The 24,994-nt window shown below is 64.9% G+C and carries 26 protein-coding genes; 6 read left to right on the top strand and 20 right to left on the bottom strand.

Features of this window, described 5'->3' with window-relative positions; genetic code table 11:
* Positions 1-69: 69 nt before the first annotated feature.
* Together gltX and gltA are read left to right on the top strand one after the other, a co-directional pair.
* Positions 70-1,494, top strand: a complete 1,425-nt coding sequence (gene gltX / locus ACOQOU_RS00725) for a glutamate--tRNA ligase (protein WP_306025566.1) — start codon at positions 70-72, stop codon at positions 1,492-1,494.
* Between the two features lie 168 nt (positions 1,495-1,662).
* Positions 1,663-2,952 carry a citrate synthase gene (gene gltA / locus ACOQOU_RS00720; RefSeq protein WP_109767155.1) on the top strand — a complete coding sequence of 430 codons (1,290 nt, stop codon included), beginning with the start codon at positions 1,663-1,665 and terminating at the stop codon, positions 2,950-2,952.
* A 53-nt stretch (positions 2,953-3,005) separates the two neighbouring features.
* Here the strand turns inward: gltA and lpxB are convergent, their stop codons facing one another.
* The 14 genes from lpxB to ACOQOU_RS00650 all read right to left on the bottom strand — a co-directional run bounded on the left by lpxB (position 3,006) and on the right by ACOQOU_RS00650 (position 17,263).
* On the bottom strand, positions 3,006-4,196 hold the full coding sequence (gene lpxB / locus ACOQOU_RS00715) for a lipid-A-disaccharide synthase (RefSeq protein ID WP_306025565.1): 1,191 nt from the start codon (positions 4,194-4,196) through the stop codon (positions 3,006-3,008).
* On the bottom strand, positions 4,193-5,089 hold the full coding sequence (locus ACOQOU_RS00710) for an LpxI family protein (protein ID WP_306025564.1): 897 nt from the start codon (positions 5,087-5,089) through the stop codon (positions 4,193-4,195). The genes lpxB and ACOQOU_RS00710 overlap by 4 nt, the downstream gene beginning before the upstream one ends.
* Before the next feature lie 3 nt (positions 5,090-5,092).
* Positions 5,093-5,932 carry an acyl-ACP--UDP-N-acetylglucosamine O-acyltransferase gene (gene lpxA, locus ACOQOU_RS00705; protein ID WP_306025563.1) on the bottom strand — a complete coding sequence of 280 codons (840 nt, stop codon included), beginning with the start codon at positions 5,930-5,932 and terminating at the stop codon, positions 5,093-5,095.
* Position 5,933: 1 nt separating this feature from the next.
* On the bottom strand, positions 5,934-6,422 hold the full coding sequence (gene fabZ, locus ACOQOU_RS00700; protein WP_306025562.1) for a 3-hydroxyacyl-ACP dehydratase FabZ: 489 nt from the start codon (positions 6,420-6,422) through the stop codon (positions 5,934-5,936).
* Positions 6,423-6,445: 23 nt separating this feature from the next.
* Complete coding sequence (gene lpxD / locus ACOQOU_RS00695) at positions 6,446-7,516, bottom strand: UDP-3-O-(3-hydroxymyristoyl)glucosamine N-acyltransferase (RefSeq protein WP_306025561.1); 1,071 nt, start codon at positions 7,514-7,516, stop codon at positions 6,446-6,448.
* 61 nt (positions 7,517-7,577) lie between these two features.
* Positions 7,578-9,932 (bottom strand): outer membrane protein assembly factor BamA, encoded by a 2,355-nt coding sequence (bamA, locus tag ACOQOU_RS00690; RefSeq protein WP_109767160.1) that lies wholly within the window; start codon positions 9,930-9,932, stop codon positions 7,578-7,580.
* Between the two features lie 226 nt (positions 9,933-10,158).
* Positions 10,159-11,307 (bottom strand): RIP metalloprotease RseP, encoded by a 1,149-nt coding sequence (gene rseP, locus ACOQOU_RS00685; RefSeq protein ID WP_109767161.1) that lies wholly within the window; start codon positions 11,305-11,307, stop codon positions 10,159-10,161.
* 17 nt (positions 11,308-11,324) lie between these two features.
* Positions 11,325-12,134 carry a phosphatidate cytidylyltransferase gene (locus ACOQOU_RS00680; RefSeq protein WP_109767162.1) on the bottom strand — a complete coding sequence of 270 codons (810 nt, stop codon included), beginning with the start codon at positions 12,132-12,134 and terminating at the stop codon, positions 11,325-11,327.
* Positions 12,131-12,886 (bottom strand): isoprenyl transferase, encoded by a 756-nt coding sequence (locus ACOQOU_RS00675; protein WP_420578761.1) that lies wholly within the window; start codon positions 12,884-12,886, stop codon positions 12,131-12,133. The genes ACOQOU_RS00680 and ACOQOU_RS00675 overlap by 4 nt, the downstream gene beginning before the upstream one ends.
* Before the next feature lie 51 nt (positions 12,887-12,937).
* The gene (frr, locus tag ACOQOU_RS00670) at positions 12,938-13,495 is read right to left on the bottom strand and encodes a ribosome recycling factor (RefSeq protein WP_109767163.1); all 558 of its coding nucleotides are present in this window, start codon (positions 13,493-13,495) and stop codon (positions 12,938-12,940) included.
* 31 nt (positions 13,496-13,526) lie between these two features.
* On the bottom strand, positions 13,527-14,249 hold the full coding sequence (gene pyrH, locus ACOQOU_RS00665) for a UMP kinase (RefSeq protein ID WP_109767164.1): 723 nt from the start codon (positions 14,247-14,249) through the stop codon (positions 13,527-13,529).
* A gap of 120 nt (positions 14,250-14,369) precedes the next feature.
* Positions 14,370-15,293, bottom strand: a complete 924-nt coding sequence (gene tsf / locus ACOQOU_RS00660; protein WP_306025560.1) for a translation elongation factor Ts — start codon at positions 15,291-15,293, stop codon at positions 14,370-14,372.
* Positions 15,294-15,432: 139 nt separating this feature from the next.
* Positions 15,433-16,278, bottom strand: a complete 846-nt coding sequence (gene rpsB / locus ACOQOU_RS00655) for a 30S ribosomal protein S2 (RefSeq protein ID WP_109767165.1) — start codon at positions 16,276-16,278, stop codon at positions 15,433-15,435.
* A gap of 163 nt (positions 16,279-16,441) precedes the next feature.
* Entirely contained in the window at positions 16,442-17,263 is an 822-nt protein-coding gene (locus tag ACOQOU_RS00650) for a cell envelope integrity EipB family protein (RefSeq protein ID WP_109767166.1), read from the bottom strand.
* 92 nt (positions 17,264-17,355) lie between these two features.
* Between ACOQOU_RS00650 and ACOQOU_RS00645 the strand changes: the two genes are divergently transcribed.
* The 4 genes from ACOQOU_RS00645 to ACOQOU_RS00630 all read left to right on the top strand — a co-directional run bounded on the left by ACOQOU_RS00645 (position 17,356) and on the right by ACOQOU_RS00630 (position 20,283).
* A complete protein-coding gene (locus tag ACOQOU_RS00645) occupies positions 17,356-17,820 on the top strand; it encodes a RidA family protein (protein ID WP_306025559.1) in 465 nt (154 codons plus the stop codon).
* Entirely contained in the window at positions 17,817-18,533 is a 717-nt protein-coding gene (locus tag ACOQOU_RS00640; protein WP_306025558.1) for a glycerophosphodiester phosphodiesterase family protein, read from the top strand. Before ACOQOU_RS00645 ends, ACOQOU_RS00640 begins: the two co-directional genes overlap by 4 nt.
* Before the next feature lie 51 nt (positions 18,534-18,584).
* Positions 18,585-19,793, top strand: coding sequence for a GNAT family N-acetyltransferase (locus ACOQOU_RS00635; protein ID WP_306025557.1), 1,209 nt, complete (start codon positions 18,585-18,587; stop codon positions 19,791-19,793).
* A gap of 61 nt (positions 19,794-19,854) precedes the next feature.
* On the top strand, positions 19,855-20,283 hold the full coding sequence (locus ACOQOU_RS00630) for an HIT family protein (RefSeq protein WP_109767217.1): 429 nt from the start codon (positions 19,855-19,857) through the stop codon (positions 20,281-20,283).
* Between the two features lie 6 nt (positions 20,284-20,289).
* On the opposite strand, the gene ACOQOU_RS00625 is transcribed toward ACOQOU_RS00630, so the two are convergent.
* The 6 genes from ACOQOU_RS00625 to sufC all read right to left on the bottom strand — a co-directional run bounded on the left by ACOQOU_RS00625 (position 20,290) and on the right by sufC (position 24,971).
* Complete coding sequence (locus ACOQOU_RS00625; RefSeq protein WP_109767170.1) at positions 20,290-20,613, bottom strand: TfoX/Sxy family protein; 324 nt, start codon at positions 20,611-20,613, stop codon at positions 20,290-20,292.
* Between the two features lie 205 nt (positions 20,614-20,818).
* Positions 20,819-21,202 (bottom strand): Fe-S cluster assembly scaffold SufA, encoded by a 384-nt coding sequence (gene sufA, locus ACOQOU_RS00620; protein WP_109767171.1) that lies wholly within the window; start codon positions 21,200-21,202, stop codon positions 20,819-20,821.
* Positions 21,203-21,263: 61 nt separating this feature from the next.
* On the bottom strand, positions 21,264-21,656 hold the full coding sequence (locus tag ACOQOU_RS00615) for an SUF system Fe-S cluster assembly protein (RefSeq protein ID WP_420578894.1): 393 nt from the start codon (positions 21,654-21,656) through the stop codon (positions 21,264-21,266).
* Between the two features lie 27 nt (positions 21,657-21,683).
* Positions 21,684-22,928 (bottom strand): cysteine desulfurase, encoded by a 1,245-nt coding sequence (locus tag ACOQOU_RS00610; protein ID WP_306025556.1) that lies wholly within the window; start codon positions 22,926-22,928, stop codon positions 21,684-21,686.
* Positions 22,928-24,214 carry a Fe-S cluster assembly protein SufD gene (gene sufD, locus ACOQOU_RS00605; protein ID WP_306025555.1) on the bottom strand — a complete coding sequence of 429 codons (1,287 nt, stop codon included), beginning with the start codon at positions 24,212-24,214 and terminating at the stop codon, positions 22,928-22,930. Before sufD ends, ACOQOU_RS00610 begins: the two co-directional genes overlap by 1 nt.
* A gap of 1 nt (position 24,215) precedes the next feature.
* Positions 24,216-24,971, bottom strand: coding sequence for a Fe-S cluster assembly ATPase SufC (sufC, locus tag ACOQOU_RS00600; RefSeq protein WP_109767175.1), 756 nt, complete (start codon positions 24,969-24,971; stop codon positions 24,216-24,218).
* Between the last annotated feature and the right edge of the window lie 23 nt (positions 24,972-24,994).

The following is a 24,994-nucleotide window of genomic DNA, read 5'->3' as shown; positions in this document are numbered from 1 at the left end:
ACGCCCCGCGCGGCGCACCCAGGGCCGCCGCAATCGCGCGGCCAAAAGCCACCATGACCGGAGCTTTCCATGACGAGCGGCGTTGTCACGCGCTTTGCCCCCTCGCCCACCGGCTTCCTGCATATTGGCGGGGCGCGCACGGCGCTGTTCAACTGGCTTTACGCGCAGCACACCGGCGGCACGATGCTGTTGCGGATCGAGGATACCGACCGAGCCCGCTCGACGCCCGAGGCCGTCGATGCGATCATCGACGGGCTGACCTGGCTCGGACTTGACTGGCAGGGCGAACCTGTCTCCCAGTTCGCGCGCGCCGGCCGGCACGCGGAGATCGCCGACCAGCTTCTCGCCGAAGGCCACGCCTATCGCTGCTATGCCAGCCCGGAAGAATTGACGCAGATGCGCGAGACCGCCCGCGCCGAAGGCCGCCCGCCGCGTTATGACGGCCGCTGGCGCGACCGCGATCCCTCCGAGGCGCCCGCAGGCGTCGATCCGGTCATCCGCATCAAGGCGCCGCGCGACGGCGAAACCATCGTGCGCGACCAAGTGCAGGGCGATGTGCGCTTTCCCAACGCCGATCTCGACGATTTCGTCATTTTGCGCTCGGACGGCACGCCGACCTACATGCTCGCCGTCGTTGTGGACGATCACGACATGGGCGTCACCCACGTCATTCGCGGCGACGACCATCTGACCAACGCGGCCCGCCAGCAGATCATCTACGGTCACATGGGCTGGGACGTGCCGGTCATGGCGCACATTCCGCTGATCCACGGTCCCGACGGCGCCAAACTCTCCAAGCGCCACGGCGCGCTGGGCGCCGAAGCCTATCGCGCGATGGGCTATCTGCCCGAGGCGCTGCGCAACTATCTGGCGCGCCTGGGCTGGAGCCATGGCGACGACGAGATCATGTCGACCGAACAGATGATCGAATGGTTCGACATCGCCGACGTCAACAAGGGCGCGGCGCGGTTCGACATTGCCAAGCTCGAGGCGCTCAACGGCCACCATATCCGCCATGCGGACGACGTCCACCTGCTCGAACAGATCGGTGTGCTGCTGCCGCATATCGAGGGCGGGGCCGACCTGATCGCCAAGCTCGCCGACGAGGGCCGGCGCGCGCAGCTTCTTGCCGCCATGCCGGGACTGAAGGAGCGCGCCAGGACGCTGGTGCAGCTCGTCGACAGCGCCGCCTATCTTTTCGATGCCCGGCCGCTTTCGTTCGACGACAAGGCGGCCGGCATTCTCGACGCCGATGCGCGCGCGCTTCTCACCGGTGCCCATGCGGCGCTGTCGGCCGTCGACGACTGGCAGGCCGATACGCTCGATGCGGCGGTGCGCACCTTTGCCGAAAGCCGCGAACTGAAGCTTGGCAAGGTCGCCCAGCCGTTGCGCGCGGCGCTCACGGGCCGCGCCACCTCGCCGGGCGTGTTCGACGTGCTCGCCGTTCTGGGGCGCGAGGAATCACTGGCGCGGATCGCCGACGTGATGGCGTGACGCACCGACGCGAATGTGACTTGTGCAATGCACAAATAGGGCTTTGGGCTAGCTTGGCACTCCGGGGCAAATGGGCTAGCTAGGCCGCAACGATCCGCCCGAACCGGTTTTGATGCAACGCAAAATCGGGCCCGGGTTTCTAGACGAGAAGCGATTGAAGGAGAGGCCATGACCGACAAGAGTGCAACCCTGAACGTTGAAGGCACCGACCACTCCTTTGAAGTCCGCTCGGGCTCTGTGGGGCCCGATGTCGTCGATATCTCAAGGCTCTACGCCGAGACCGGCAAGTTCACCTACGATCCGGGCTTCACCTCGACCGCATCGTGCGAATCCAAGATCACCTTCATCGACGGTGACGAGGGCGTGCTGCTGCATCGCGGCTATCCGATCGACCAGCTCGCCGAGCATGGCGACTTTCTGGAAACCTGTTACCTGCTGCTCTACGGCGATCTGCCGACGAAGGTGCAGAAGGAAGACTTCGACTTCCGCGTGACGCACCACACCATGGTCCATGAGCAGATGAACCGGTTCTTCACCGGATTCCGCCGCGATGCGCATCCGATGGCCATCATGTGCGGCGTGGTCGGCGCCCTGTCGGCCTTCTATCATGACTCCACCGACATTTCCGACGAGCATCAACGCATGGTCGCAAGCCTGCGCATGATCGCCAAGATGCCGACGATCGCGGCCATGGCCTACAAGTACTCGATCGGCCAGCCCTTCGTTTATCCCAAGAACGATCTGGACTATGCGTCCAACTTCCTGCGCATGTGCTTCGCCGTGCCTTGCGAGGAGTATCAGGTCAACCCGGTGCTGGCCCGCGCGATGGACCGCATCTTCATCCTGCACGCCGACCATGAGCAGAACGCATCGACCTCGACCGTGCGGCTCGCCGGCTCGTCCGGCGCCAACCCGTTCGCCTGCATCGCGGCGGGCATTGCCTGCCTCTGGGGTCCGGCCCATGGCGGCGCGAACGAAGCGGCGCTGAACATGCTGGCCGAGATCGGCAGCGCCGACCGCATTCCGGAATTCGTCGCCCGCGCCAAGGACAAGGACGATCCGTTCCGCCTGATGGGCTTCGGCCACCGCGTCTACAAGAATTACGATCCGCGCGCCAAGATCATGCAGAAGACCACGCACGAGGTTCTGGGCGAACTGGGCATCAAGGACGACCCGATGCTCGAGGTTGCCATGGAGCTTGAACAAATGGCGCTGACCGACGAATATTTCATCGAAAAGAAGCTTTATCCGAACATCGATTTCTATTCGGGCATCACGCTCAAGGCGCTCGGCTTCCCCACCAATATGTTCACCGTCCTTTTCGCGCTCGCGCGCACTGTCGGCTGGATCGCCCAGTGGAAGGAGATGATCGAGGATCCGGGCCAGAAGATCGGCCGGCCGCGTCAGCTCTACACCGGCGAAGTCCAGCGCGATTACGTGCCGCTCTCCAAGCGCTGAACGCCGGCAAGACGTTGTTGCCAGCCCGCGGCGTCATTCGTCGCGGGCTTTTTTTATGCCGCGCCGCGCTCATCGAGCATGCCGGCAACGATGGCCGCGGCCCTGGCGCTCGGCGGTTCGTCGACCCGCATCCGGTCGCGCACCGTGCGATAGCCTTCCATGACCAGGGCCCTGCGCGCGCCGGCCGGCTCGGCCAGTTCCTCGGCCAGCCGCGCCAGCATGCCGGGGTGGATCATCTCGTCATAATATTCGTTGATCACCGGCCGGTCGGCGATGACGTTGGGCAGCGCGGCCGACCATGTCGTCAACAACCGCTCGGCGACGCGGCGGATCAGCGGATCGGAGCGATAACAGGAGATCGCCGGCACGCCGGCCAACGCCAGTTCGAGCAGCACGGTGCCGGACGCCGCAATCGCCACATCGGCCGTCCCGTACGCCTCGATCTGGGCGTCGCGCCCGGTCGTGACCCGGACGACATCGGGCCAACCCAGCACATGATCGCGCACCTGCCGCTCCAGATGCGGCAATGTGGGCAGCGTGATCGACAGCGCATTGCCGCGCTCGCGCATGATGTCGACCGCCTGGCGAAAGTCATCGAGCAGCGCGCGCACCTCCGACCGGCGCGATCCCGGCAGCAGCAGCAGATTGACCGTTGAGCCATCGGCGCGCGCGGTTCGCGCCGTGTTGGCTTCCCAGCAGCGCTGCAGCGCGTCGTCCGCCATCAGCCGGTGGCCGACATAGTGGGTTTCCGGCCCGCCGAGTTCGGCCATGACGGCCGGCTCGAACGGCAGAATCGACAGGACGTGGTCCACATAGGAACGCATCGCCGGGGCCCTGCCCGGCCGCCATGCCCAGACCGTCGGCGCGACATATTTGACGACCGGCAGGTCCGGCAGGCGCTTCTTGACCCGCTTTGCGACCCTCAACGAAAAGTCCGGGCTGTCGACGACGATCAGGCAGTCGGGCCGAGCGGCGATCAGCGCGTTTGCGGTCTGCCCGATACGGCGGGCGAGACGCGGAAGGGCGCGGACCACACTGGTCAGCCCCATCAGCGCGATCTCGTCCGGGTCGAAAAGCGATGTGAGCCCATGGGTTTGGAGTGGCGGGCCGCCGACACCGACCAGGCGCACGGGCGTACCCAGCCGCGCGTTTAGCGCGGCGATCAGGTCGGCCGCGAGAAGCTGGCCGGACGGTTCGCCGGCCACGATGCCGATCAGCGGGCCGTTGCGCTTGTCATGGCTCACCGCGTGTGCTCCCCGGTCCATGTCCGTTCGACGGCGTGCGGATCGAGACCGACCAGAAAGAGACCGGCGGCGTCGGCATCCGCTATCGTTGTCTGGCGGTCCATCACCAGCGTGTTTTCGCCATGCACCGCAATGCCGGCAAGGCCGGCGGACGCGGCGCCGGCGACCGTGTTGCGTCCGATTGTCGGCATGTCGACACGGATGTCCTGGCCGGGCTTGCGCAGTTTGACGAGCACGCCGCCCTTGCGCCGGCCCAGCCGGCCGATGGCGCGCAGGTCCGCAACCCGTTGCAGCATCGCATCGGTGCCCTCGGCGCCTTCGAGCGCGACCACCCGGGTTCCAAGCACGACGACCGCCTGCCCGGCATCGAGCGCGCCAAGCGCATTGGCGGCGACGATTCCGGCCTCGATGGCGGCTTTCTGGCTCTTGGGCACGGAAACCTTTCCAAGCCGGGCGGCGGGCGCCAGCAGATCGGGCTCGATCTCGTGCGCGCCGACCACCGTCAGTCCGCCATCCTCCATCATCGCCACAACCGCGCGCAGCAGCGCATCGTCGCCCTTGCCGAGCGCGCGCACGATCCGTGCGATCAGGCGCAGCGTCGTCCAGTCGGGGCGGAACAGGCCGATGTCGGGCCGGCCCTTCACCGTGCCGACCAAAGTGACCTTTTCGACCCCACGATCGAGCATGTAGCGCTTGAATCGGCTCAGTTCGGCGGTGTTGACGGCGATATGCTCGTATTCGGCCAGCGCCGGATCCGCGTCGCCTTCGAGCATGACGACAACGAATGGAACGTTCTTGTCCGACAGCGATCGGGCCAGATGCAGCGGAACCTGCCCGCCCCCGGCGATGATGGCAAGGGGCGCACCGGACCCATCCTGCGGAGCCCGGACCATGTCTTATCCCGCGTGGTTTTCCGCGCGGCGCGCATCGGCGCCGCTCAGCGGCGTCGTCAGATGCCGCTTGGCGCCGTCGAGCACGAAGCGCGCCATCTGCTGCACCGGTTCGATGCCGGCATAGGCATCGACCAGCCCCTCGGCGTTTTCCCTGACCGAGCGGCCATTGTCCGCAAACAGGTCGCGATAGGCATGGCGGATGGCCGTGATGTCGGCCCGGTCCATGCCCGAGCGTTTGAGCCCGACAAGATTGAGGCCGCTCAGATAGGCCCGGCTGCCCATCGCAAGACCGTAGGGAATGACGTCGTGGGCGACCCCCGTCAGCCCGCCGATGAAGGCGTTGTTGCCGATGGTGCAGAACTGGTGGATGGCACCGCCGCCGCCGACGATCACATGATCGCCGATCGTCACATGGCCGCCGATCATCACATTGTTGGCGAACGTCACGCGCTGCCCGATGACGCAGTCATGGGCGACGTGAGAATAGGCCAGGAACATGCAATCGTCGCCGACGACGGTCTCGCCGCGCGCATTGCCGGTGCCGCGGTGCATGGTCACACCTTCGCGGATCGTGACGTTCCTGCCGATGACCAGCTTGGTCGGTTCGCCCTTATAGGCGGTGTTTTGCGGCGCACCGCCGAGCACCGCCTGGGGATGCACGGTGCATCCGGCGCCCAGCACGGTCGGGCCGGTGACCGATACATGGCTCATCAGAGCGACATCGTCGCCGAGCGTGACCTCCGAGCCGACGTGGCAGAACGGGCCGATGCGCACGTTTGCGCCCAGGGTCGCCCCGGTCTCGACCAGTGCGGTGGGGTGAACGAATGTCGATTGCGCGTCCATCTCAGAGCCCGCCTCCGCGCTTGGCATCGTTCGGCGAGAGCATGGCCGTCAGTTCGGCTTCGGCAACCATGTCGCCGGCGACCTTCGCGATGCACTCATAGCGGCAGATCGAGCCGCGCCGCTTGATCAGCCGGACATGGTATTCCAGCACATCGCCCGGCACGACGGGTTTTCGGAACTTGGCCTTGTCGATCGACATGAAGTAGACGAGCGCCGGCTTGTCCATGCCCAGGCTCTTGATGCCGATCGCGCCGGCGGTCTGGGCCAGGCCCTCGATGATCAGGACGCCCGGCATGATCGGATTGCCGGGGAAGTGGCCCATGAAATGGGGCTCGTTGTAGGTGACGTTCTTGATGCCGACCGCCGAATCCAGTCCGTCAATGTTGACGATACGGTCGACCAGCAGCATCGGATAGCGATGCGGCAGCGCCTTTAGAATGTCGGCGAGATCGGCGGTGTCGAGCGCCTCGTCCACGGAGGTGTGTGTCATGCCAAGAAGCGGAAGCCCTTGCGTTAATCGGATTGAGCCGACCTCTTACGGTCATTGGCAAGCCGGCGCAATGCCAGCACTTCGCGCAGTGCGTCTCTGGCCGGCTTGGCGGGAGAACCGCCCCAGCGCTCGCCCGACGGAATGTTGTCCATCACGCCGGCGCCGCCCGCAATCTGAACCCGGTCGCCGATGACGATCTGGTCGGCGACGCCGACACCGCCGCCCAGCATGCACTGGTCGCCGATGGTCACGCTGCCCGAAATGCCGCAGTGGCCGGCGATCACCGTGTGCATGCCGATCCGCACATTGTGGGCGATCTGCACCAGATTGTCGATTTTCGTGCCCTGCCCGATCACCGTGTCGCCCAGCGTGCCCCGGTCGATCGCCGTGTTTGCGCCGATCTCGACATCGTCCTGTATGACGACACGGCCGAGCTGCGGCATCTTGCGCAGGCCGTCGGCGCGCGGCACATAGCCGAACCCGTCCTGGCCGATCGCCGCGCCAGGCAGTATCTGCACCCGGTCGCCAAGCAAGGCGTATTGCAGGCTCGCGCCCGCACCGATGTGGCCGTTGCGGCCGATGCGGCACCCGCGCGCAATGACCGCATTGGCGCCGACGATCGTGCCCGCACCGATCTCCACATCGTCACCGATGACGGCACCCGGCGCCAGGATCACGCCGTCCTCGAGGCGCGCTGTGGGCGAAACGGTCGCGCCCGATGAGGGGTGGAGCGCCGTGGCCGGATCGGCGATGGCCACCGCGTCGCCAATGCTGTCCGCAAAAAGCGCCAGCGCAATATCCTGAAAGGCGTGCCGCGGCGCATTGGCCGCAAGATGGACGGGGCCCTCGGGCAAAAGTCCGGCCAGATCGGCGGGTCCGATCACGGCGCTGCACAGGCCGAGCGCATCAAGCGCGACGTTGCGGGCGCTCTCGATGAAGACCAGGCTTCCCGTCACGGGCGCCGAGGCGGGCGCAAGCGTGGTGACCACGGCCCGCCCGGCGCCGCCGTCCGGCAACACGAGATCGCCGCGCCCGGCAACGATATCGAGCGGAAGCGGAAGGTCGGAACGGTGAAAATGCGGATCAATTGCCAAAATCGGCACCAATCAGGACGCCCGGCGCTTGGTCCTGTCCTCGTACCGGGCGATCACATCGTCAGAAGGCGGACGACACCGAGAAGCTGAAGCGCTGCTCCTTGTCGTGCGCCTGTTTGGCCAGCGGCCAGGCATAGTCGAAGCGCAGCGGCGCAAACGGCGATTGCCAGATCACGCTGAGACCGGCCGACGCACGCCATTCCATGTTGGTGTTCATGGCGCCGGCTACGTCGGAGCCGAACAGGGTTGCCGCATCGGCAAACAGGGCGCCCTTGAAGCCAAGATCGCGCGGGAATGCCGGCAGCGGGAACTGAACTTCAGCGGTGGCGTTGAAATAGGTCTTTCCGCCGATGAAGTTGCCCGCCGCATCGGTCGGGCCGATACCGTTATAGGAGAAGCCGCGAATGCGCCGCTGACCCAATTGGAACTGGTCGAACCCCTCGACCGTCCGACCAATGCCCGTAACGTTGCCAGCGCCGGCACTCAAAAGGCCGACGACTTCGGCATCTTCGGACACGGTCACATAATAGGATGCATCAACCGTCGAGCGGACGAAGCGGGCGTCGCCGCCAAGACCGGCCACTTCCTGGATCGCCCGGACAAAGAGACCGCTGCGCGGATCGTTGCGGTCGTCGATCGTGTTGTAGATCAGGCCGTAGGAGACCGACGACTTGATCCGGTCACGACCGCTGGCGATCCGCGTCTGAACATAGCCGGGCGCGCTACAGTTGGCGTCCGGATCCCCCGGCAAATCGGTACAATCGGCACCGTCCGCATTGAAGGCGGTCTGCGAGTAGGAATAGCCGGCAGTGGCCGTCAGATCGTCTGTCAGGGGCAGGCCAAAGCTCACCGAACCGCCTGTGGCCACCTCTTCATAGTCTCCGAAGTCGCGCCGGTTCTGGAACACGTTGCCGGTTGCAGCCACGCGATAGCCCAGAAAATAGGGCTCGGTGAAAGAGATGTTGTAGGTGCGCGAGTTCTGGCTGCCGCCGATGCCGATGCGAATGGCCTGGCCGCGGCCAAGGAAGTTGCGTTCGGTAATCGAACCTTCCAGATTGACGCCCTCGTCCTGGCCGCCGGTGGTGTATCCGACACCTGCGCCGAACTCGCCGGTCGGCTTTTCCTCGACCTGTACGACGACAATGACGCGGTCGGGCGACGAGCCGGGACGTGTGCTTATCGACACGGTCGAGAAGAAGTCCAAAGCCTCCAGCCGGCGCTGCGCCCTGCGAATCAGGATCTGGTTGAAGGCATCGCCTTCGGCCAGGTCGAATTCGCGGCGGATGACATAGTCGCGCGTGCGCGTGTTGCCGGCGATCTCGATGCGCTCGATGAAGGCGCGCTGACCCTGATCGACGATGTAGGTGACATCGATCGTGCGATTGTCGAAATTGCGGTTGCCGACCGGCGTGACCTCGGCGAACGGGAAGCCCGCGCCAGCCAATCGCTCGGACATGTCGATCAGCGTATCCTCGACATCGACGGCGCTGTAGACGCGACCCGAACGGGTCTGGATCGTGCTCGTCAGCGATTGCGGATCGACGCCGGTGACGGTGCTGTCGATCTCGATGTTGCCGAACGTGTAGCGGTCGCCCTCATCCACCTCGATGTTGATGACGATGTTGCCGGATGACGGATCGACATCGGCGGACGAGGAGATGACCCGGAAGTCGGCATAGCCGCGGTTGAAGTAAAAGCGCCGCAGGCGCTCTTCGTCGGCAGCCAGACGCTGATCGTCATAGACATCGTTGCGCGTCAGGAAAGACAGCGGGTTGGACTGCTTGGTCGTGATGACGGCCTGCAGGCGCCGGTCTCCGAAAGCGTTGTTGCCGGTGAAGTTGATGCGCGAGATCTTCGTGCGGTCGCCCTCGACAACCTGAAAGATGACGTTGACGCGGTTCTCACCCAGATCGACGACGCTGGCATCGACCGTGATGTCGCTCCGTCCGGTGCGGCTGTACGCTTCCACGATCGCTTCGACATCGGCGTCCAGCGTGTCCTGATCGAATCGCGCGCGGGGGGCGAGTTGCACCACGCCGCGCAGACGGTCATCGTCGAGACGCCGATTGCCCTGGAAAAGAACCTGGTTGACGGTGGCGAATTCCTCCACCGTTACGACGAGCGTCGAGCCCGAGCGCACGACCGAGACGTTCGAGAACAGTCCCGAACGGAACAGCGCCCGCACCGCGTCGTTGACATCGGAATCAGTGAAGTTCCTGCCGGGCTGATATCCGACGAAATCGGCAATCGTCTGCTCGGCGACACGCTGGTTTCCGCGAACCGAAATCGCGTTCACCACAGCTGCCTGCGCGCTTGCCATCGTCAGCGTCTGCACGGCGATCGCACCGCCGACGGCCGGCGTCAAAGCCAGCGCGGCAGCCGACACGGCGCTCAAAAATCTAGGAGCCGCTTTCATGCGGTATTGTCCCCAATCTGCTTGGGTCCGAGCCAGACCAGATAGTTCACTCAAAGCGTCGAAATCCGTATTGCAGGCTTTTGTCCCACACGCAAGCAGTAGGGTTAAAAAGCGTTTAGCTTGTGCCGTTTAGTGACGTTTTCGCAACGCACGACCGCCTCACATGGTAAACGAAATGCCCTCATCGCGCGGGTCAAGCATGCGGCATGGCGATACGCGTAACGTTCTAGCCATTTCCGAAAAGAATCGTGATGTCGTTCCAGGTCGCAAACACCATCAGGCCCAGAACGAGCGCGAATCCGATCCGATAGCCATATTCCTGAGCCACCTCCGACAGCGGCTTTCCGCGCACCGCCTCATAGGCATAGAACATCAGGTGCCCGCCATCGAGCACCGGCACAGGCAAAAGGTTCAACAGCCCGATCGAGACCGACAGAATCGCCGTCAGGTTCAAAAGGGCGATGAAGCCGAGTGTCGCCACCTGCCCCGACACCTGCGCCACGCGAATCGGGCCGCCGATCTGGTCGGCGCTCTCGCGCCCGGTGATGACGCCGGCCAGATATCCGCCGGTACGCGAGATCACATAACCGGTCTCCTGAACGCCCAGCCAGACGGCCTGCAGCGGCGGATAGGTTTCGGTGCGATACCGTCCCGCCTCGGGGTTGTTGACGACACCGATCACACCCTGCTCGATCCTGTTGCCGAACCGGTCCTCGATCTCGAGCCGTTCGGGTGTGATGGTCAGGTCGATGGACTGGCCGTCGCGATCGACGACCATGGCGATCGGGCTGCCGGCGCGGGGCGCCACATAACGCTGCACGTCGGAGAAACTCGCAACGGGCTGGCCGTCGAGACTGACGAAGCGGTCGCCGGCTTCAAGGCCCGCGGCTTCGGCCGCGCTGCCGGCACGAACCTCGGCCACCACAGGATCGGCGACGACGCGTCCGAACACGGCCAGGACGAATGCGAAGATGACGATTGCAAGGATGAAGTTGGCGGCCGGACCGGCAAACACGGTCGCCGCGCGGCGCCAGACGCTCTTGGTGTGGAAGGCCCGGGCCCGTTCCGCTTCGGTCAGCGCGTCATCCATCGTCGCCGACGCCGAGGCCGCGTTCATGTCTCCGACGAACTTCACATAACCGCCGAGCGGGATCGCTGACAGCCGCCAGCGTGTTCCGTGGCGATCGTCAAAGCCGAAAAGTTCGGGGCCGAAGCCGACCGAGAACACCTTGGCGCCGATTCCGCACCAGCGGCCGACGAGATAGTGGCCCAGTTCGTGAAAGAAGATGACGACCGTCAGAACGAACAGGAACGGCACGGCAATGCCGATGATGAAGCCGTCCGTCGCGACGAGTCCGGTCAGGAAGTCAAACATCGGGTCTCCGCTGTCGGTCAGAAAAAGGCAAGGGCGGGCTGGTCGATGCCGGCGCGCAGCGCACTGGCAAACCATAGGCCAATCGCGGCGAAAACAAGACCATCGACTCGATCCATGACGCCGCCATGGCCGGGGATCACGCGGCCTGAGTCCTTGACGCCGGCGCGCCGCTTGATCCACGATTCAAACAGGTCGCCGGCCTGCGACAGGGTCGACAGGACCAGCGCCAGTCCGATTGCCGCCCAAAAGCTGCTGACGCCGAACAGCGCATCGACCAAGAGCGCTGCGGCAACGGCCGAGGCGAGCCCGCCGAGCGCGCCGGAGATCGTCTTGTTGGGTGAGACGCGCGGCGCCAGCTTCGGCCCGCCTACCCGGCGTCCGACGAAATAGGCGCCGATATCGGTGGCCCAGACCACGGCGACCAGGAAGATGATGGCCGCCAAGCCCGGCTCGAAGCCCCAATCGCCCCGCAAAAGGCCCAGACTGGTCAGAAGCAGCGCCGCATAGACGAACCCGCCAATCGCTCGTCTGTCCTTGAGGCCGACGGCCGCAACGGCGAACAAGGCCAAAACGGCGAGCAGAAGCAGTGTCTTGGCAGCCGGCGGCGCAAACAGGATGACGACCGCCAGTGCGATCAAGCCCAGAATGCCAACCGGTTGCAGCCGGTCGTCGCTGCCGGGCATCTTCATGTCGGTCCATTCGACCCAGAAGATGGCGGCGATCAGCGTGATGAACATCACGAAAGGCGTTCCGCCGGCAATCGTGACGGCGATGAAGATCGCTCCCAGCACCACGCCGGACCAGACCCGGGCGGCGAGGTTGCTCATAGGGCGACGTCGCGCGCCGGCGTCACCGCGCCGTAACGGCGTTCCCGGCCGCGATATTCCTCGAGCGCCTGCACAAGCTGGTCTTCGTCGAAATCGGGCCACATGCAGTCGAGGAACACCAATTCGGCATAGGCCGCCTGCCAGAGCAGGAAATTGGACAGCCGCATTTCGCCGCTGGTGCGGATGATCAGATCCGGATCGGGCAGTCCGGCCGTGTCGAGCGCGCCGCTGACATCGGCGCTCGTCAGGCGCCGCTCGCAATCGGGCGTCAGGCGCGCCGTGTCGATCAGCTTTTGCGCCGCGCGCAGCAATTCGTCGCGCGCACCATAGTTGAAGGCGATGTTGAGGTTGAGCCGGACATTGCCGCGCGTGCGCGATTCGGCACGTTCGATCAGGTCGAGAATGTCGGGCTTGAGCCCTTCACGGCTGCCGATGATGCGGATGCAAACCCCGTTTGCCGCCAGCTCCGCCAGGTCGCGGTGGATGTAAAGCCGCAGCAGACCCAGAAGATCGCGCACCTCTTCAGGCGGCCGCGACCAGTTCTCCGACGAAAACGCGTAGAGCGTCAGGTGCCGGATGCCGTGCCTGGGCGCGGCGCGCACCGTGCGGCGCACCGCTTCCACGCCTGCCCTGTGGCCGAAAGTACGCGGCATGGAGCGCGCGGTGGCCCAGCGGCCGTTGCCGTCCATGATGATGGCGACATGTTCGGGACCGAGGATCGTGTCAGCGGGCGCTTTGGACAGCACGTACATCTCCTTTGGGGACGCCGGGCGCCCGATTCGTTGCGCCTGCGGCCGCGGCGGTTACACCTGAAGGATTTCGGCTTCTTTCTCGGCCAGCAACTCGTCGATACGCGTGATGTATGTGTCGGTCTGCTTCTGCACGGCGTCCGATTCCGACCGTCCCTCGTCCTGACCGATCTCGCCGTCTTTTTCGAGCTTTTTCAAGGTGTCCATGCCGTCGCGGCGCACGTGGCGCACAGCTATCCGGGCGTTTTCCGCATATTGGTGGGCAACCTTGACCAGTTCGCGCCGCCGCTCCTCGTTCAGTTCGGGCAGCGGGACGCGCACGGTGGTGCCGTCGGTCATCGGGTTGAGGCCGAGGCTCGACTCGCGGATCGCCTTTTCGACGGCCCCGACCATGGACTTGTCCCAAACATTGACCGCCAGCATGCGCGGCTCGGGCACGGTGACGTTGGCGACCTGGTTGATCGGCATCGCGCTGCCATAGGCTTCCACAGTGATGGGGTCGAGCAGCGAGGCCGAAGCGCGGCCGGTGCGCAGACCGCCAAGATCGCTTTTGAACGATGTGATCGCGCCTTCCATGCGGCGGGTCAGATCGGCAAGATCATACTCACTCATGACACTGCTTCCTCCGGAACGGGCAGATGAACTATTGCTCGCGGACAACGGTCGAACGGCCGCGTCCCTTGACGATGGCGGCCAGGCCGCCCTTTTCGTGAATCGAAAACACGACGATGGGAATCCGGTTCTCGCGGGTCAGCGCAACCGCCGCTATGTCCATGACATTCAAGCCCTTTTCAATGACCTGCGCATGCGTCAGACATTCATAGCGCTCGGCCGCCGGATCGAGCTTGGGATCGGCCGAATAGATGCCGTCCACCTGCGTGCCCTTCAACAGCGCGTCCGCGCCGATTTCGGCGGCCCTGAGCGCCGCGGCCGAATCGGTCGTGAAATAGGGATTTCCCGTGCCCCCCGCAAAGACAACCACCCTGCCCTGTTCGATGTTCCACATCGCCTTGCGTTGCGAGAAGCTTTCGCACAATTGCGGCATCGCAATGGCTGACAACACCACGGCATCCAGTCCGCTCTTGACCAGCGAAGTGCGCAGCGCCAGCGAATTGATGACGGTTGCCAGCATGCCCATATGGTCGCCGGTCACCCGGTCGCCGCCGCGCGAGGCCACCGCGACCCCGCGGAAGATGTTGCCGCCGCCGATCACGATGGCGACCTGCACGCCCATGTCGACCGCCTGCTTGACGTCGCTGGCGATCCGGTCGGCAACTTCGACATCGATGCCAAAGCCCTGATTGCCCATCAGCGCCTCGCCGGACACTTTCAGCAGGACACGCTTGTAGGCAAGGTCTTCGGACATGGGCAGATTTTCGGGATCAGCAGCAGGATTCGGTTGGGCCCCGATACAACACGGGCACCGCCTTGTCACGCGGTGCCCGTCTCGTGTGGACCGATTTCGATCCGAAGGCTCAAGGGCCGGTCAGCCCTTGGCGGCGGCGGCGACTTCGGCGGCGAAGTCGCTCTCTTCCTTCTCGACGCCCTCACCGAGCGCGAACCGCTCGAAAGCGGTCACTTTCGCCTCAGCGCCAATTTCCTTTTCGGCTTCCTTGAGCGCCTGCTCGACCGTCAGGTCGGGATTGATCACGAAGCTCTGCTTGAGAAGGCAGACTTCCTCGTAGAACTTGCGCAAGCGGCCCTCGACCATCTTCTCGATGATGTTTTCGGGCTTGCCGGATGCCTTGGCCTGCTCGGAAAAGATCGCCTTCTCGCGCTCGATGGCGGCCGGGTCCAGATCGGCCACATCGATGGCCAGCGGATTGGTCGCCGCCACATGCATGGCGATCTGCCGGCCGATCGCCGACGCCGCAGCGGCATCGCCGCCGGTTTCGATGGCGACCAGCACGCCCAGCTTGCCCAGATCGGTCTTGACCGCATTGTGGACATAGGTCGCGACCGTGCCGCTGCCGACGCTCAGCTTGGCCGAACGGCGCAGGTTCATGTTCTCGCCGATGGTCGCGACGGCGTCCTTGATGGTTTCCTCAACGCTCTTGTCGCTGCCCGGATAGGTGGCCGCGGCAACCGCCTCGACCGAACCGTCGGTGCCGAGCGCGACCTGCGCGACATCGCCGACGAGCGTCTGGAACGCGTCGTTGCGGGCGACGAAATCCGTTTCCGAGTTGACCTCGACCACGACGGCGTCGGCGCCCGAAGCGGCAACGCCGATCAGACCCTCGGCGGCGGTGCGGCCGGATTTCTTCTCGGCCTTGGCGATGCCCTTGGTGCGCAGCCAGTCGACCGCCGCATCCAGGTCACCATCGGTTTCGGTGAGCGCCTTCTTGCAGTCCATCATGCCCGCGCCTGTCAGGTCGCGCAGCTGTTTCACCAATGCGGCTGTAATGGTCATTGTCGTGCCTTTCGTCATGCCGGCCCGGAGCTCTCCGGGACGCGGCGTGTCATCCAATTGTCGTTGTGGAACCGGCCCTGCCCGGTCCGTGTGACGCGCCGATGAAGGGACGCCCCCGCGGGCGTCCGATCGCGCTGCGTCAGGCCTGGGCCGGCTGTTCTTCGGCCGGTGCGGCTTCCTCGGCAGCCGGTGCAGGCTCTTCGGCGACCGCCGCCGGCTCTTCAGCCGGAGCCTCCTCGATGGCCGGCTCGGCCGGTGCTTCGGCCTGCGCGCCGACATCGACGCCCGAAGCGCCCTGCTGGCGTTCGATGCCGTCGATCGCCGCCCGTGCGATCAGGTCGCAATAGAGCGAGATGGCGCGCGCCGCATCGTCATTGCCCGGGATCGGATGGTCGACCACGTCCGGATCGCAGTTGGAATCGATGATCGCGACGACCGGAATGCCGAGACGATGCGCTTCCTGGATGGCGATGGCTTCCTTGTTGGTGTCGATCACGAACATCAGGTCGGGAATGCCGCCCATGTCCTTGATGCCGCCCAGCGCGCGGTCGAGCTTTTCGCGCTCGCGCTCAAGGTTCAGCCGTTCCTTCTTGGTGAAGCCCTCGGCCTCGCCGCCCAAAAGCTCCTCGAGCTTGCGCAGGCGCGCGATCGAGTTGGAGATCGTCTTCCAGTTGGTCAGCATGCCGCCGAGCCAGCGGGCGTTGACGTAGTACTGCGCCGACCGCTTGGCCGCGTCGGCGACGATTTCAGAAGCCTGGCGCTTGGTGCCCACGAACAGCACGCGGCCGCCGCCGGCCACCGTGTCGGACACTTTCTTGAGCGCCTGCTCGAGCAGCGGCACCGTCTGCGACAGGTCGATGATGTGGACATTGTTGCGGTCGCCAAAGATGTACCGCGCCATCTTCGGGTTCCAGCGGTGTGTCTGGTGGCCGAAGTGAACGCCAGCTTCAAGCAGCTGGCGCATGGAATAGTCTGGCATTGCCATGCGTATGGTCCTTTCCGGTTCTGCCTCCACGGCGCGTCAGCGGTTGCCCGCCACCGGTGGCCCCGCCGGATGTCTCCCGGTCGTCAGCCTGCACCGTGTGTGGAATGATCGGGCGCTTAGCCCAAAGCCCGCCTCTTGGCAAGAGACCTGTCAGATGGGGTTCTCAGGAGCAGTCTTCAACCTCGAACAGTTCCAGTTCCTCCATCGTGCCCGACAGCATGAAGTCGCCATAGTCCATCTCCAGCGACCTTGTGATGCCATTGTCGTGCATCTTGAAGGCGATCCGGTATTCGGGCAGCCCCTCGCCCTCGGTCACCTCGTCGAAATAGGCAACCGAGATGTTGCGGAACGGCGCATCGGCGACCGCGCCGATCGCATCGGGATCGTCCTCGTCCTCGGTCTTTTCGGGACCGATGATCACCGTTGTGGTCAGCACCCGGTCGGCATCGTCCGACCCGTCGAAGATCTTTTTTTCGTAGAAGCGCTCGCCGGCGGCGGCCCGCTCGATCAGATCGATCATGTGCGCGGTGGGAAACGCGGCCGGGTCGAGCCGGATCTCGGTTTCCTCCGGTTCGCTGAGCGTGACGATCGTCGCATCGTCCTCGACGGCCGCCACGCCTTCGATCGTGCGGTCGGGCCGCTGGTCGACGAAGGTGCGGGTCAGGAAGCGGAAGGACGAGCCGTCGGCTTCCTCGAAGGTCGTCGTCTGCTGGTCGGTAACGCGGCCGCCGGCGCGCGCGGCGATTTGCGTGACGAAGCGGAAATTGGTCGTATAGCCCTCGCAGGCCGATCCCCGGAACTCGTAGACGATACGGCCGCGCATGCCGGTGATGCCGCTGCGGTCCGACGCCTCTTCCAGTTCGACCGCGTAGACAGCCCGGTGCGGCGCCAGTTGGACGCCGGCGGCCTCGGCGGGCGCGGGCATCGTTGCAACGGCGACCAGAAGGCCGGCTGAAACGGCAAGGGTTTTTCGGCGGATTGGCATCGTGAATCGCTTTCCTTTTTGGCGCCACTATAGGAAACGTCTTGTCAGAAGCGAGGCAAAATCCGCCCCGCGCCAAAGGGGGACCGACACGCATGACCGATCAGATCGAAACCAGGCTCGCCGAAATGGGCATCACGGTGCCGGACGTTGCCGCGCCGGCGGCGAACTATCTGCCCTATGTGCGCAGCGGCCATCTGGTGTTCACCTCCGGGCAGTTGCCGTTCATGGACGGCGCACTGCGCGCGACGGGTCTGGTCGGCGCCGATGTCAGCCTTGAAGACGGCCAGGACGCGGCCAAATGGTGCGCGGTCAACATTCTGGCGGTGGCGAAAAGCGCGCTCGGCAGCCTCGAGGCCATCGAAAAGATCGTCAAGATCTCCGTGTTCGTGGCGTCCGCGCCCGGATTCACCGAGCAGCATCTGGTCGCCAATGGCGCATCGGACCTTCTGGCCGAAGCGCTGGGCGACAGGGGAAGGCACGCGCGCGCGGCGGTCGGCATGGCCAGCCTGCCGCTCAACGCCGCCGTCGAGATCGAGGCGATCATCGAGGGCCGATGACCGACATCGCCTCTCTGACCGCGCGGCCCATCGCCCATCGCGGCCTGCACGACGACAACCGGACGCGGTGGGAGAACACCGCGTCCGCGTTCCGGGCAGCGATCGCCGACGGGTTCGGCATCGAACTGGACGTGCAACTGTCGGCCGATAGCGTTGCGATGGTCTTCCACGATGCGGAGCTGGATCGTCTGACCGGCGCGACGGGCCCTATCGCGGACCGCTGTGCGGATGAACTGCGCGATCTCGCCGTCGGGGGCACCGAAGACCGGATCATGACGCTCGTCGAAACGCTTGATCTGGTCGATGGGACCGTGCCTGTCATCATCGAGATGAAGGACAATGGCGCCCGCAACGGCGATCTGGCGCGCGCCGTCGCGCGCGATGTTGCGGGCTATCGCGGGCCAGTCGCCATCATGTCGTTCGAGCACGCGCTTCTGGACGCGTTTCGCGCCATGGAAACGGGCGTGCCGCTGGGCCTGACCGCGTCGGGCATCAGCAATGCGGCGCTGGCCGAACACAGGCCACAGCTCGAAGCGGGGATCGATTTCGTCTCTTATCAGGTCGCCGCCCTGCCCAATGCCTTCGTCGCCGAGGTGCGAGCGCGCGGCCTGCCGGTCATCACCTGGACGGTCCGGACGCCCGAACAGGTTGCGCTGACCCGTGCCCATGCCGACCAGATGACGTTTGAAGGGTTCGATCCCGACGCGGCATGAAAATCGCCGCCGCGCCTTGCGGCGCGTTTGCGATGCAATACATCTCGGTTGATGACCGATCCCACCGCCGCCACAGCCGCGCCCGAGGGCCAGCCCGCCCATGTCGTGCGGGTTCACGAGCGCATCGCCGACGTCCCCCGCGCGGTCTGGGACCGGTTTGCCGGCACCAGCCGTGCCAGCGGCGCGGCCTACAACCCGTTCATGCGGCACGATTTCCTGAGCGCGCTGGAAGAAGCGGGCTGCGCCATCGCCGACACGGGCTGGCACGGCCAGCACCTGGTGCTTGAAGATGGCGGGGGAAACGCGTTGGCAGCGGCCCCTGCCTATCTGAAGGCGCACAGCCAGGGCGAATATGTCTTCGACCATGCCTGGGCCGACGCCTGGGAGCGTGCCGGCGGCCGCTATTACCCGAAGCTGCAACTTTCGGTGCCGTTCACACCGGCCACCGGCCCTCGCCTTCTGATCGGCCCCGACGTCAACGCCGAGGCCGCCCGCGCGGCGCTGGCCAACGCGATCGCGCAACTGACCGAACGGCTGGGTCTCTCCTCGGCGCATGTGACGTTTGCGCAAAAGCCCGATCTCGACGCGCTGCTCGAGGCCGGCTTCCTGCACCGCACGGACCAGCAGTTCCATTTCATCAACAAGGGCTACGGCTCCTATGCGGAGTTCCTGGAAACCCTGTCCTCACGCAAGCGAAAGGCGCTGAAAAAGGAGCGCGCGACCGCCCTTGAGAACGGCATCACCATCGACTGGCTGACCGGTTCGGACATCACAGAAGCGGCACTCGACGATTTCTACGTCTTCTACACCGACACGGGCGAACGCAAATGGGGCCGGCCCTATCTCAACCGGCGCTTCTTCTCGCTTGTCGCCGAGCGCATGGCCGACGACATCCTGCTTGTGATGGCCAGTCGAAACGGCCGCAACATTGCAGGCGCGATCAACTTCATCGGCGGCGACACGATCTTCGGCCGGCATTGGGGCTGTGTCGAGCATCACCGCTTCCTGCATTTCGAGGTCTGCTACCACCAGGCGATCGATTTCGCGATCGAACGCAAGCTGGCCGTGGTCGAAGCGGGCGCGCAGGGCGAACACAAGCTGGCGCGCGGCTATCTGCCGGTGACTACCCATTCGGCCCATTTCATCCCGCATGAGGGTTTCCGCAAGGCCATCGAGGACTACCTGCACCACGAGCGCGCCGATGTGGCGCGGTTCGGCAAGATCCTCGCCGACGCGGGACCGTTCAGGAAGGCCGATTGAATCGCCGCGCAACTGCGCCTAGACCGGATCGGCAACGATGCCCGGAACGGCGGACGAGGACATGACAGCATACGACACCGACAACATCTTCGCCAGAATCCTGCGTGGCGAAATCCCGTCCCACACGGTGCATGAGGACGAAGACACGCTGGTGATCATGGATGTGATGCCGCAGGCCGACGGCCACGCGCTGGTCATCCCCAAATCCGCGTCACGCAACCTGCTCGATGCCGAGCCGATGGCGCTTGGCGCGGCGATTGCGGTCGTCCAGCGCGTGGCGCTAGCCTCAAAGGCGGCGTTCGCTGCCGATGGTATTTCGGTGATGCAGTTCAACGAAGCGGCGGGCGGCCAGTCGGTGTTCCACCTGCATTTCCACGTCATTCCGCGCCATGACGGCACGCCGCTGCGCGCCCATTCGGGCCAGATGGAAGACCAGGACGTGCTGACGGCCAACGCCGAGAAGCTGCGTGCGGCGCTCGCCGCGCTCTGAACAGGATTACTTGCGCGCCCGGCGTGCCGTTTCGACGGCGAGGCGCCCCCAGGGCTCCATCGCATCGGCACTTTCCAGTGCCTCGTCGGGAACCTGCCAATAGGGCATGGCCGTGGGCCGCCGGTTCTTGTGGCCCTCATAGACCCAGCGTTCCATGCCCTCGGCCTCATAGACCGGCGAGGATTGGTCGTCGCCCTTCACATAGAGCTTGTCGAAGGCAACGAGCGCAAAGATGCCGTGCGCGCAGTAGACGCCCTGCCCGCCGAACATGCGCTTGATGGTGATCGGCCCGAACGGGGCAAACAGGTCCCTGAGATAGTCTTCATCCATCGGCGTCCCTCGACGGTCCTTACTGCTCGAGACGGAAATGCTCGTGACACGCCGGGAAGGTCGCGCCCGTCCGGCGGAAGGCGGCGACCAGCGCCGCGGCGGCACAAGTCAGGCCGATGAAGAATCTGACGGCACGCTCCCGGTTGGGTTGCATTTGGTCCGCGCTGCGTTTCGAGCCGGTGGAGGGTCGAGCGCCTGTGTCGGGCTACAGTTCGCCCCGCGCCTCGGCCAGTTCCTTCAGATCGGCGGGCTTGAGTTCGACCGATTCGCCGCACCCGCACGCCGAAGACTGGTTGGGATTGTTGAAGACGAAGCCGGTACGCAGCTTGGTCACCTCGAAATCCATCTGCGTGCCCAGCAGATAGAGCATCGCCGCCGGATCGACCCATACATGGGCGCCCGCATGGCTGATATGGTCGTCCTTGGGATCGGGTTCGGTGACCAGATCGACCGTATATTCCATGCCCGCGCAGCCGCCCTTCTTGATGCCGACCCGCACGCCCTGCGCACCCTGTTCGGCGCGTCCGGCGACGATCTCGCGCACGCGATCCGCAGCCTGGTCGGTCATGGTCATGATGGCAAAGGCCATGGGTTCAACTCCTGTCGTTGCCTGAGATTTATGCACGCCCGGCAGCGCGCGCAAGCGGCCGTCAGTAGAGCCCCACCGCGATCTGCGCTTCCTCGCTCATCCGGTCCGGCGTCCAGGGCGGATCGAAGGTCATCTCCACCTCGACATCCATGACGCCCTCGACGGTGCGTACTGCGTTTTCGACCCAGCCCGGCATCTCGCCGGCCACCGGGCAGCCCGGCGCCGTCAGGGTCATTTCCACCTTGACCGTCCGGTCGTCCTCGATGTCGACGCGGTAGATCAGGCCGAGTTCGTAGATGTCGGCCGGAATCTCCGGATCGTAGACCGTCTTCAGCGCGGCGACGATATCGTCGGTCATGCGCGCCAGTTCGTCGCGCGGCAGCGCCGACGGGGTCGGCGTGGCCGCCGTTGCCGGCGCTTCGGTTTGTGCGGTTTGTGGTGTCTGGTCTTCCATCATGGGATCATCCTAGCACGACGGTGCTCATGCAAAAAACTCCCGCGCCTTTTCCAGCGCTTCGACCAGCGCGTCGACTTCGGCGCGCGTGTTGTACATGCCGAACGACGCCCGGCAGGTGGACGTGGCGCCGAAGCGCTTGAGCAGCGGCTGGGCACAATGGGTGCCGGCACGCACGGCAACACCCGACCGGTCGATGACCATGGAAATGTCGTGCGCGTGCAGCCCCTCGATCTCGAACGCGATGATCGCCGCCTTGTCGGGCGCGTTGCCGATGATGCGCAGCGCGTTGATGCGCGAAAGCTGCTCATGCGCGTAGGCGCGCAGATCGGCCTCATGCGCCGCGATGGCGGGACGGCCGATCCGGTCCATGTAATCGAGCGCGACGCCGAGCCCGATCGCCTGGGCGATGGGCGGCGTGCCCGCCTCGAACCGGTGCGGCGGATCGGCGTAGGTTACAGCATCCTCGCTCACATCGAGGATCATCTCGCCGCCGCCCTGGAACGGTTTCATGGCCGCAAGGCGTTCCGCCTTTCCGTAGAGCACGCCGATTCCGGACGGCCCGTAGGTCTTGTGGCCGGTGAAGACGTACCAGTCGCACCCGAGATCCTGAACGTCGACCGGAAGATGCACGGCACCCTGGCTGCCGTCGACCAGAACGGGAATGCCGCGCGCATGGGCGATCTCGCAGACCTTCCTGATCGGCACGACCGTCCCCAGGACGTTGGAGACATGGGTCAGCGCGACCAGTTTGGTCCGGTCGGTCAACCGCGCCTCGAATTCGGCAATGTCGAACCGACCCTCATCATCGACGGGCGCCCAGACGAGCCTGGCGCCTATGCGCTCGCGCAGGAAATGCCAGGGCACGATGTTGGCATGGTGCTCCATGATCGAAATGACGATCTCGTCGCCCTCGCCGATCGCGTCCGCGCCGAACCCGTGGCTGACCGTGTTGATCGCCTCTGTCGCCGACTTGGTGAAGACGATCTCGTCGACCGAGTCCGCATTCAGAAAGCGCCGGACGGTTTCGCGCGCTGCCTCATAGGCATCGGTCGTCGCGTTGGACAGGTAATGCAGCCCGCGATGCACGTTTGCATATTCGTGTTCATAGGTGCGCGCCACCGCGTCGATCACCGCACGCGGCTTTTGCGCCGATGCGCCATTGTCCAGATAGACCAGCGGCTTGCCATAGACTTCCCGGGAAAGGATCGGAAAGTCGGCCCTGATCGCGTCGACATTGTAAGCAGCGTTCGAGACCGGATCGGCGCTCATTACCCGTTCGCCTCCAGCCAGTCGGCAATGCGGATTTCAAGCGCCTCGATCAGCGCATCGTCGTCCAGTTCCTCGACGATCTCGTCGACAAAAGCCTCGATCAGCAGGCCTCGCGCCGTCTTGGCCGAAATGCCGCGCGCCATCAGGTAGAACAGATGATCCTCGTCGATCTCGGCGACCGTGGCACCATGGGCGCAGACGACGTCGTCGGCAAAGATCTCCAGTTCCGGCTTGGTGGCAAAACCGCTTTCATCGGAGAGCAGCAGCGTGTTGCAGGCCATCTGCGCGTCGGTCTTCTGCGCGGCCCGTGCGACGCGGATCTGACCCTGGAACACGCCCTGCGCCTTGCCGGTGACGACGTTGCGCACCGTCTCGGTCGATGTGGTGTTGGCGACGAGATGGTCCAGTTCCAGCGTCACGTCGCAATGAGTCTTTTCGCCGATCATGTTGATCGCGCGGAAGGCCAGTTCGGCGCCCTCGCCGGTCGCTGCGGCATGAACCTCCTGGCGCACCAGCCGGCCGCCATAGTTGGCGATGAACAGGGTGGCTTTTGCGTCCTTTTCGAGCGTCAGCCTGAAAGTGCCGAGATGGGACGCAGCCGCTCCCTGTTCCTGCACGATGATCCAGCGGACTTCGGCGCCTTCGCGCACCGTCAGTTCGGTGGCATTCGACGCGAGCACGTCTTCGTCCGACCCCATGTGCCGGTCGATGAAGGCGGCTTTGGCGCCGGCGCCGACGGTGACGAGGTTGCGCGTGTGCACCTGCCCGCCATCATGGACCGACTGCAGTTCGATCGGCCGGCTGATATCGGCACCCTCGGCGACGGTGAGGCGCACGCCGTCGGTCACAAACGCGGTGTTGATCGCGCCGATCGCATCGTCGGCTTCGGTCGGCGCTTCCAGGATCACACCGCCCACATCGGCGCGCAGCGCGTCGGCCACCGCCTCGATCTGACAGCCCTCGATTTCGGTCCGCTCGATCAGCTGACCGTTGATCAGGACGAACCGGTGGGCATTGTCGACAAGCGGATCGGCGGGCCCGGCAGCCACATCGCTGCGCCATTCGGGCATCGCGTTCAGAAGCCGGCGCAGGTCCGTATAGTGCCAGGCTTCCACCTTGCGCGTCGGCAGCCGGTGCGCCTTGATCGCCTGCACCGCCTGATCGCGCGCCATCACGGTATCGGCATTGCCGGGCAGATGGCTGCTGCGGTGGCCGAATTGCGCAACCAGCGCCGTTTCGGCCGCCGTCAGCGGCGCCTCGGCGGGCTTTTTCAGCGTTGCAACCATGTCAGGCCGCCTCGGCGATGATGTCGGTATAGCCCTTGGCTTCGAGCTCGAGCGCCAGCGACTTGTCGCCGGTCTTGACGATGCGGCCCTTGGACAGGACATGCACCGTATCGGGCACGATATATTCGAGCAGGCGCTGATAGTGGGTGATCACGATCACGGCGCGGTCGGGCGAACGCAGCGCGTTGACGCCATCGGCAACGATCTTCAGCGCATCGATGTCGAGGCCGGAATCGGTCTCGTCGAGCACGCACAGTTTCGGCTCGAGCAGCTTCATCTGCAGGATCTCGGCCCGTTTTTTCTCGCCGCCCGAAAAGCCGACATTCAGGGGACGCTTGAGCATCTCCATCTCAACACCGAGCGTGCCGGCCGCCTCGCGCACCTTCTTGATGAAGTCCGGTGTCGTCAGCTCGTCCTCGCCGCGCGCCTTGCGCTGCTCGTTGAGCGCCACCTTGAGGAACTGCATGGTGGCGACACCGGGAATTTCCACCGGGTACTGGAAGGCCAGGAACAGGCCCGCGCTGGCGCGCTCGGCCGGGTCCATCTCGAGAATGGATTCGCCGTTGTAGAGAATGTCGCCCTCGGTCACCTCATAGTCGTCCCGGCCAGCCAGCACGTAGGACAGCGTCGACTTGCCCGAGCCGTTCGGCCCCATGATCGCGGCCACTTCTCCGGCTTTCACGGTCAGGTTGAGACCGTTGATGATCTCGGTGCCATCCTCGGCGATCCGCGCGTGCAGGTTCTTGATTTCCAGCATTTTCTTCGTTCCCAACTCGGTCT

Source organism: Oceaniradius stylonematis (genome assembly GCF_965223445.1).
Taxonomy (GTDB): domain Bacteria; phylum Pseudomonadota; class Alphaproteobacteria; order Rhizobiales; family Rhizobiaceae; genus Roseitalea; species Roseitalea stylonematis.
Note: the sequence above shows the minus strand (reverse complement) of the source record. Positions and strands in the feature narration are given on the sequence as shown.

Coding starts and splice junctions, on each gene's coding strand:
- gltX (WP_306025566.1), top strand. CDS start 70: ATGACGAGCGGCGTTGTCACGCGCTTTGCCCCCTCGCCCACCGGCTTC.
- gltA (WP_109767155.1), top strand. CDS start 1,663: ATGACCGACAAGAGTGCAACCCTGAACGTTGAAGGCACCGACCACTCC.
- ACOQOU_RS00710 (WP_306025564.1), bottom strand. CDS start 5,089: ATGGTCCGGGCTCCGCAGGATGGGTCCGGTGCGCCCCTTGCCATCATC.
- lpxA (WP_306025563.1), bottom strand. CDS start 5,932: ATGGACGCGCAATCGACATTCGTTCACCCCACCGCACTGGTCGAGACC.
- fabZ (WP_306025562.1), bottom strand. CDS start 6,422: ATGACACACACCTCCGTGGACGAGGCGCTCGACACCGCCGATCTCGCC.
- bamA (WP_109767160.1), bottom strand. CDS start 9,932: ATGAAAGCGGCTCCTAGATTTTTGAGCGCCGTGTCGGCTGCCGCGCTG.
- rseP (WP_109767161.1), bottom strand. CDS start 11,307: ATGTTTGACTTCCTGACCGGACTCGTCGCGACGGACGGCTTCATCATC.
- ACOQOU_RS00680 (WP_109767162.1), bottom strand. CDS start 12,134: ATGAGCAACCTCGCCGCCCGGGTCTGGTCCGGCGTGGTGCTGGGAGCG.
- ACOQOU_RS00675 (WP_420578761.1), bottom strand. CDS start 12,886: ATGTACGTGCTGTCCAAAGCGCCCGCTGACACGATCCTCGGTCCCGAA.
- frr (WP_109767163.1), bottom strand. CDS start 13,495: ATGAGTGAGTATGATCTTGCCGATCTGACCCGCCGCATGGAAGGCGCG.
- pyrH (WP_109767164.1), bottom strand. CDS start 14,249: ATGTCCGAAGACCTTGCCTACAAGCGTGTCCTGCTGAAAGTGTCCGGC.
- tsf (WP_306025560.1), bottom strand. CDS start 15,293: ATGACCATTACAGCCGCATTGGTGAAACAGCTGCGCGACCTGACAGGC.
- rpsB (WP_109767165.1), bottom strand. CDS start 16,278: ATGGCAATGCCAGACTATTCCATGCGCCAGCTGCTTGAAGCTGGCGTT.
- ACOQOU_RS00650 (WP_109767166.1), bottom strand. CDS start 17,263: ATGCCAATCCGCCGAAAAACCCTTGCCGTTTCAGCCGGCCTTCTGGTC.
- ACOQOU_RS00645 (WP_306025559.1), top strand. CDS start 17,356: ATGACCGATCAGATCGAAACCAGGCTCGCCGAAATGGGCATCACGGTG.
- ACOQOU_RS00640 (WP_306025558.1), top strand. CDS start 17,817: ATGACCGACATCGCCTCTCTGACCGCGCGGCCCATCGCCCATCGCGGC.
- ACOQOU_RS00635 (WP_306025557.1), top strand. CDS start 18,585: ATGACCGATCCCACCGCCGCCACAGCCGCGCCCGAGGGCCAGCCCGCC.
- ACOQOU_RS00630 (WP_109767217.1), top strand. CDS start 19,855: ATGACAGCATACGACACCGACAACATCTTCGCCAGAATCCTGCGTGGC.
- ACOQOU_RS00625 (WP_109767170.1), bottom strand. CDS start 20,613: ATGGATGAAGACTATCTCAGGGACCTGTTTGCCCCGTTCGGGCCGATC.
- sufA (WP_109767171.1), bottom strand. CDS start 21,202: ATGGCCTTTGCCATCATGACCATGACCGACCAGGCTGCGGATCGCGTG.
- ACOQOU_RS00615 (WP_420578894.1), bottom strand. CDS start 21,656: ATGGAAGACCAGACACCACAAACCGCACAAACCGAAGCGCCGGCAACG.
- ACOQOU_RS00610 (WP_306025556.1), bottom strand. CDS start 22,928: ATGAGCGCCGATCCGGTCTCGAACGCTGCTTACAATGTCGACGCGATC.
- sufD (WP_306025555.1), bottom strand. CDS start 24,214: ATGGTTGCAACGCTGAAAAAGCCCGCCGAGGCGCCGCTGACGGCGGCC.
- sufC (WP_109767175.1), bottom strand. CDS start 24,971: ATGCTGGAAATCAAGAACCTGCACGCGCGGATCGCCGAGGATGGCACC.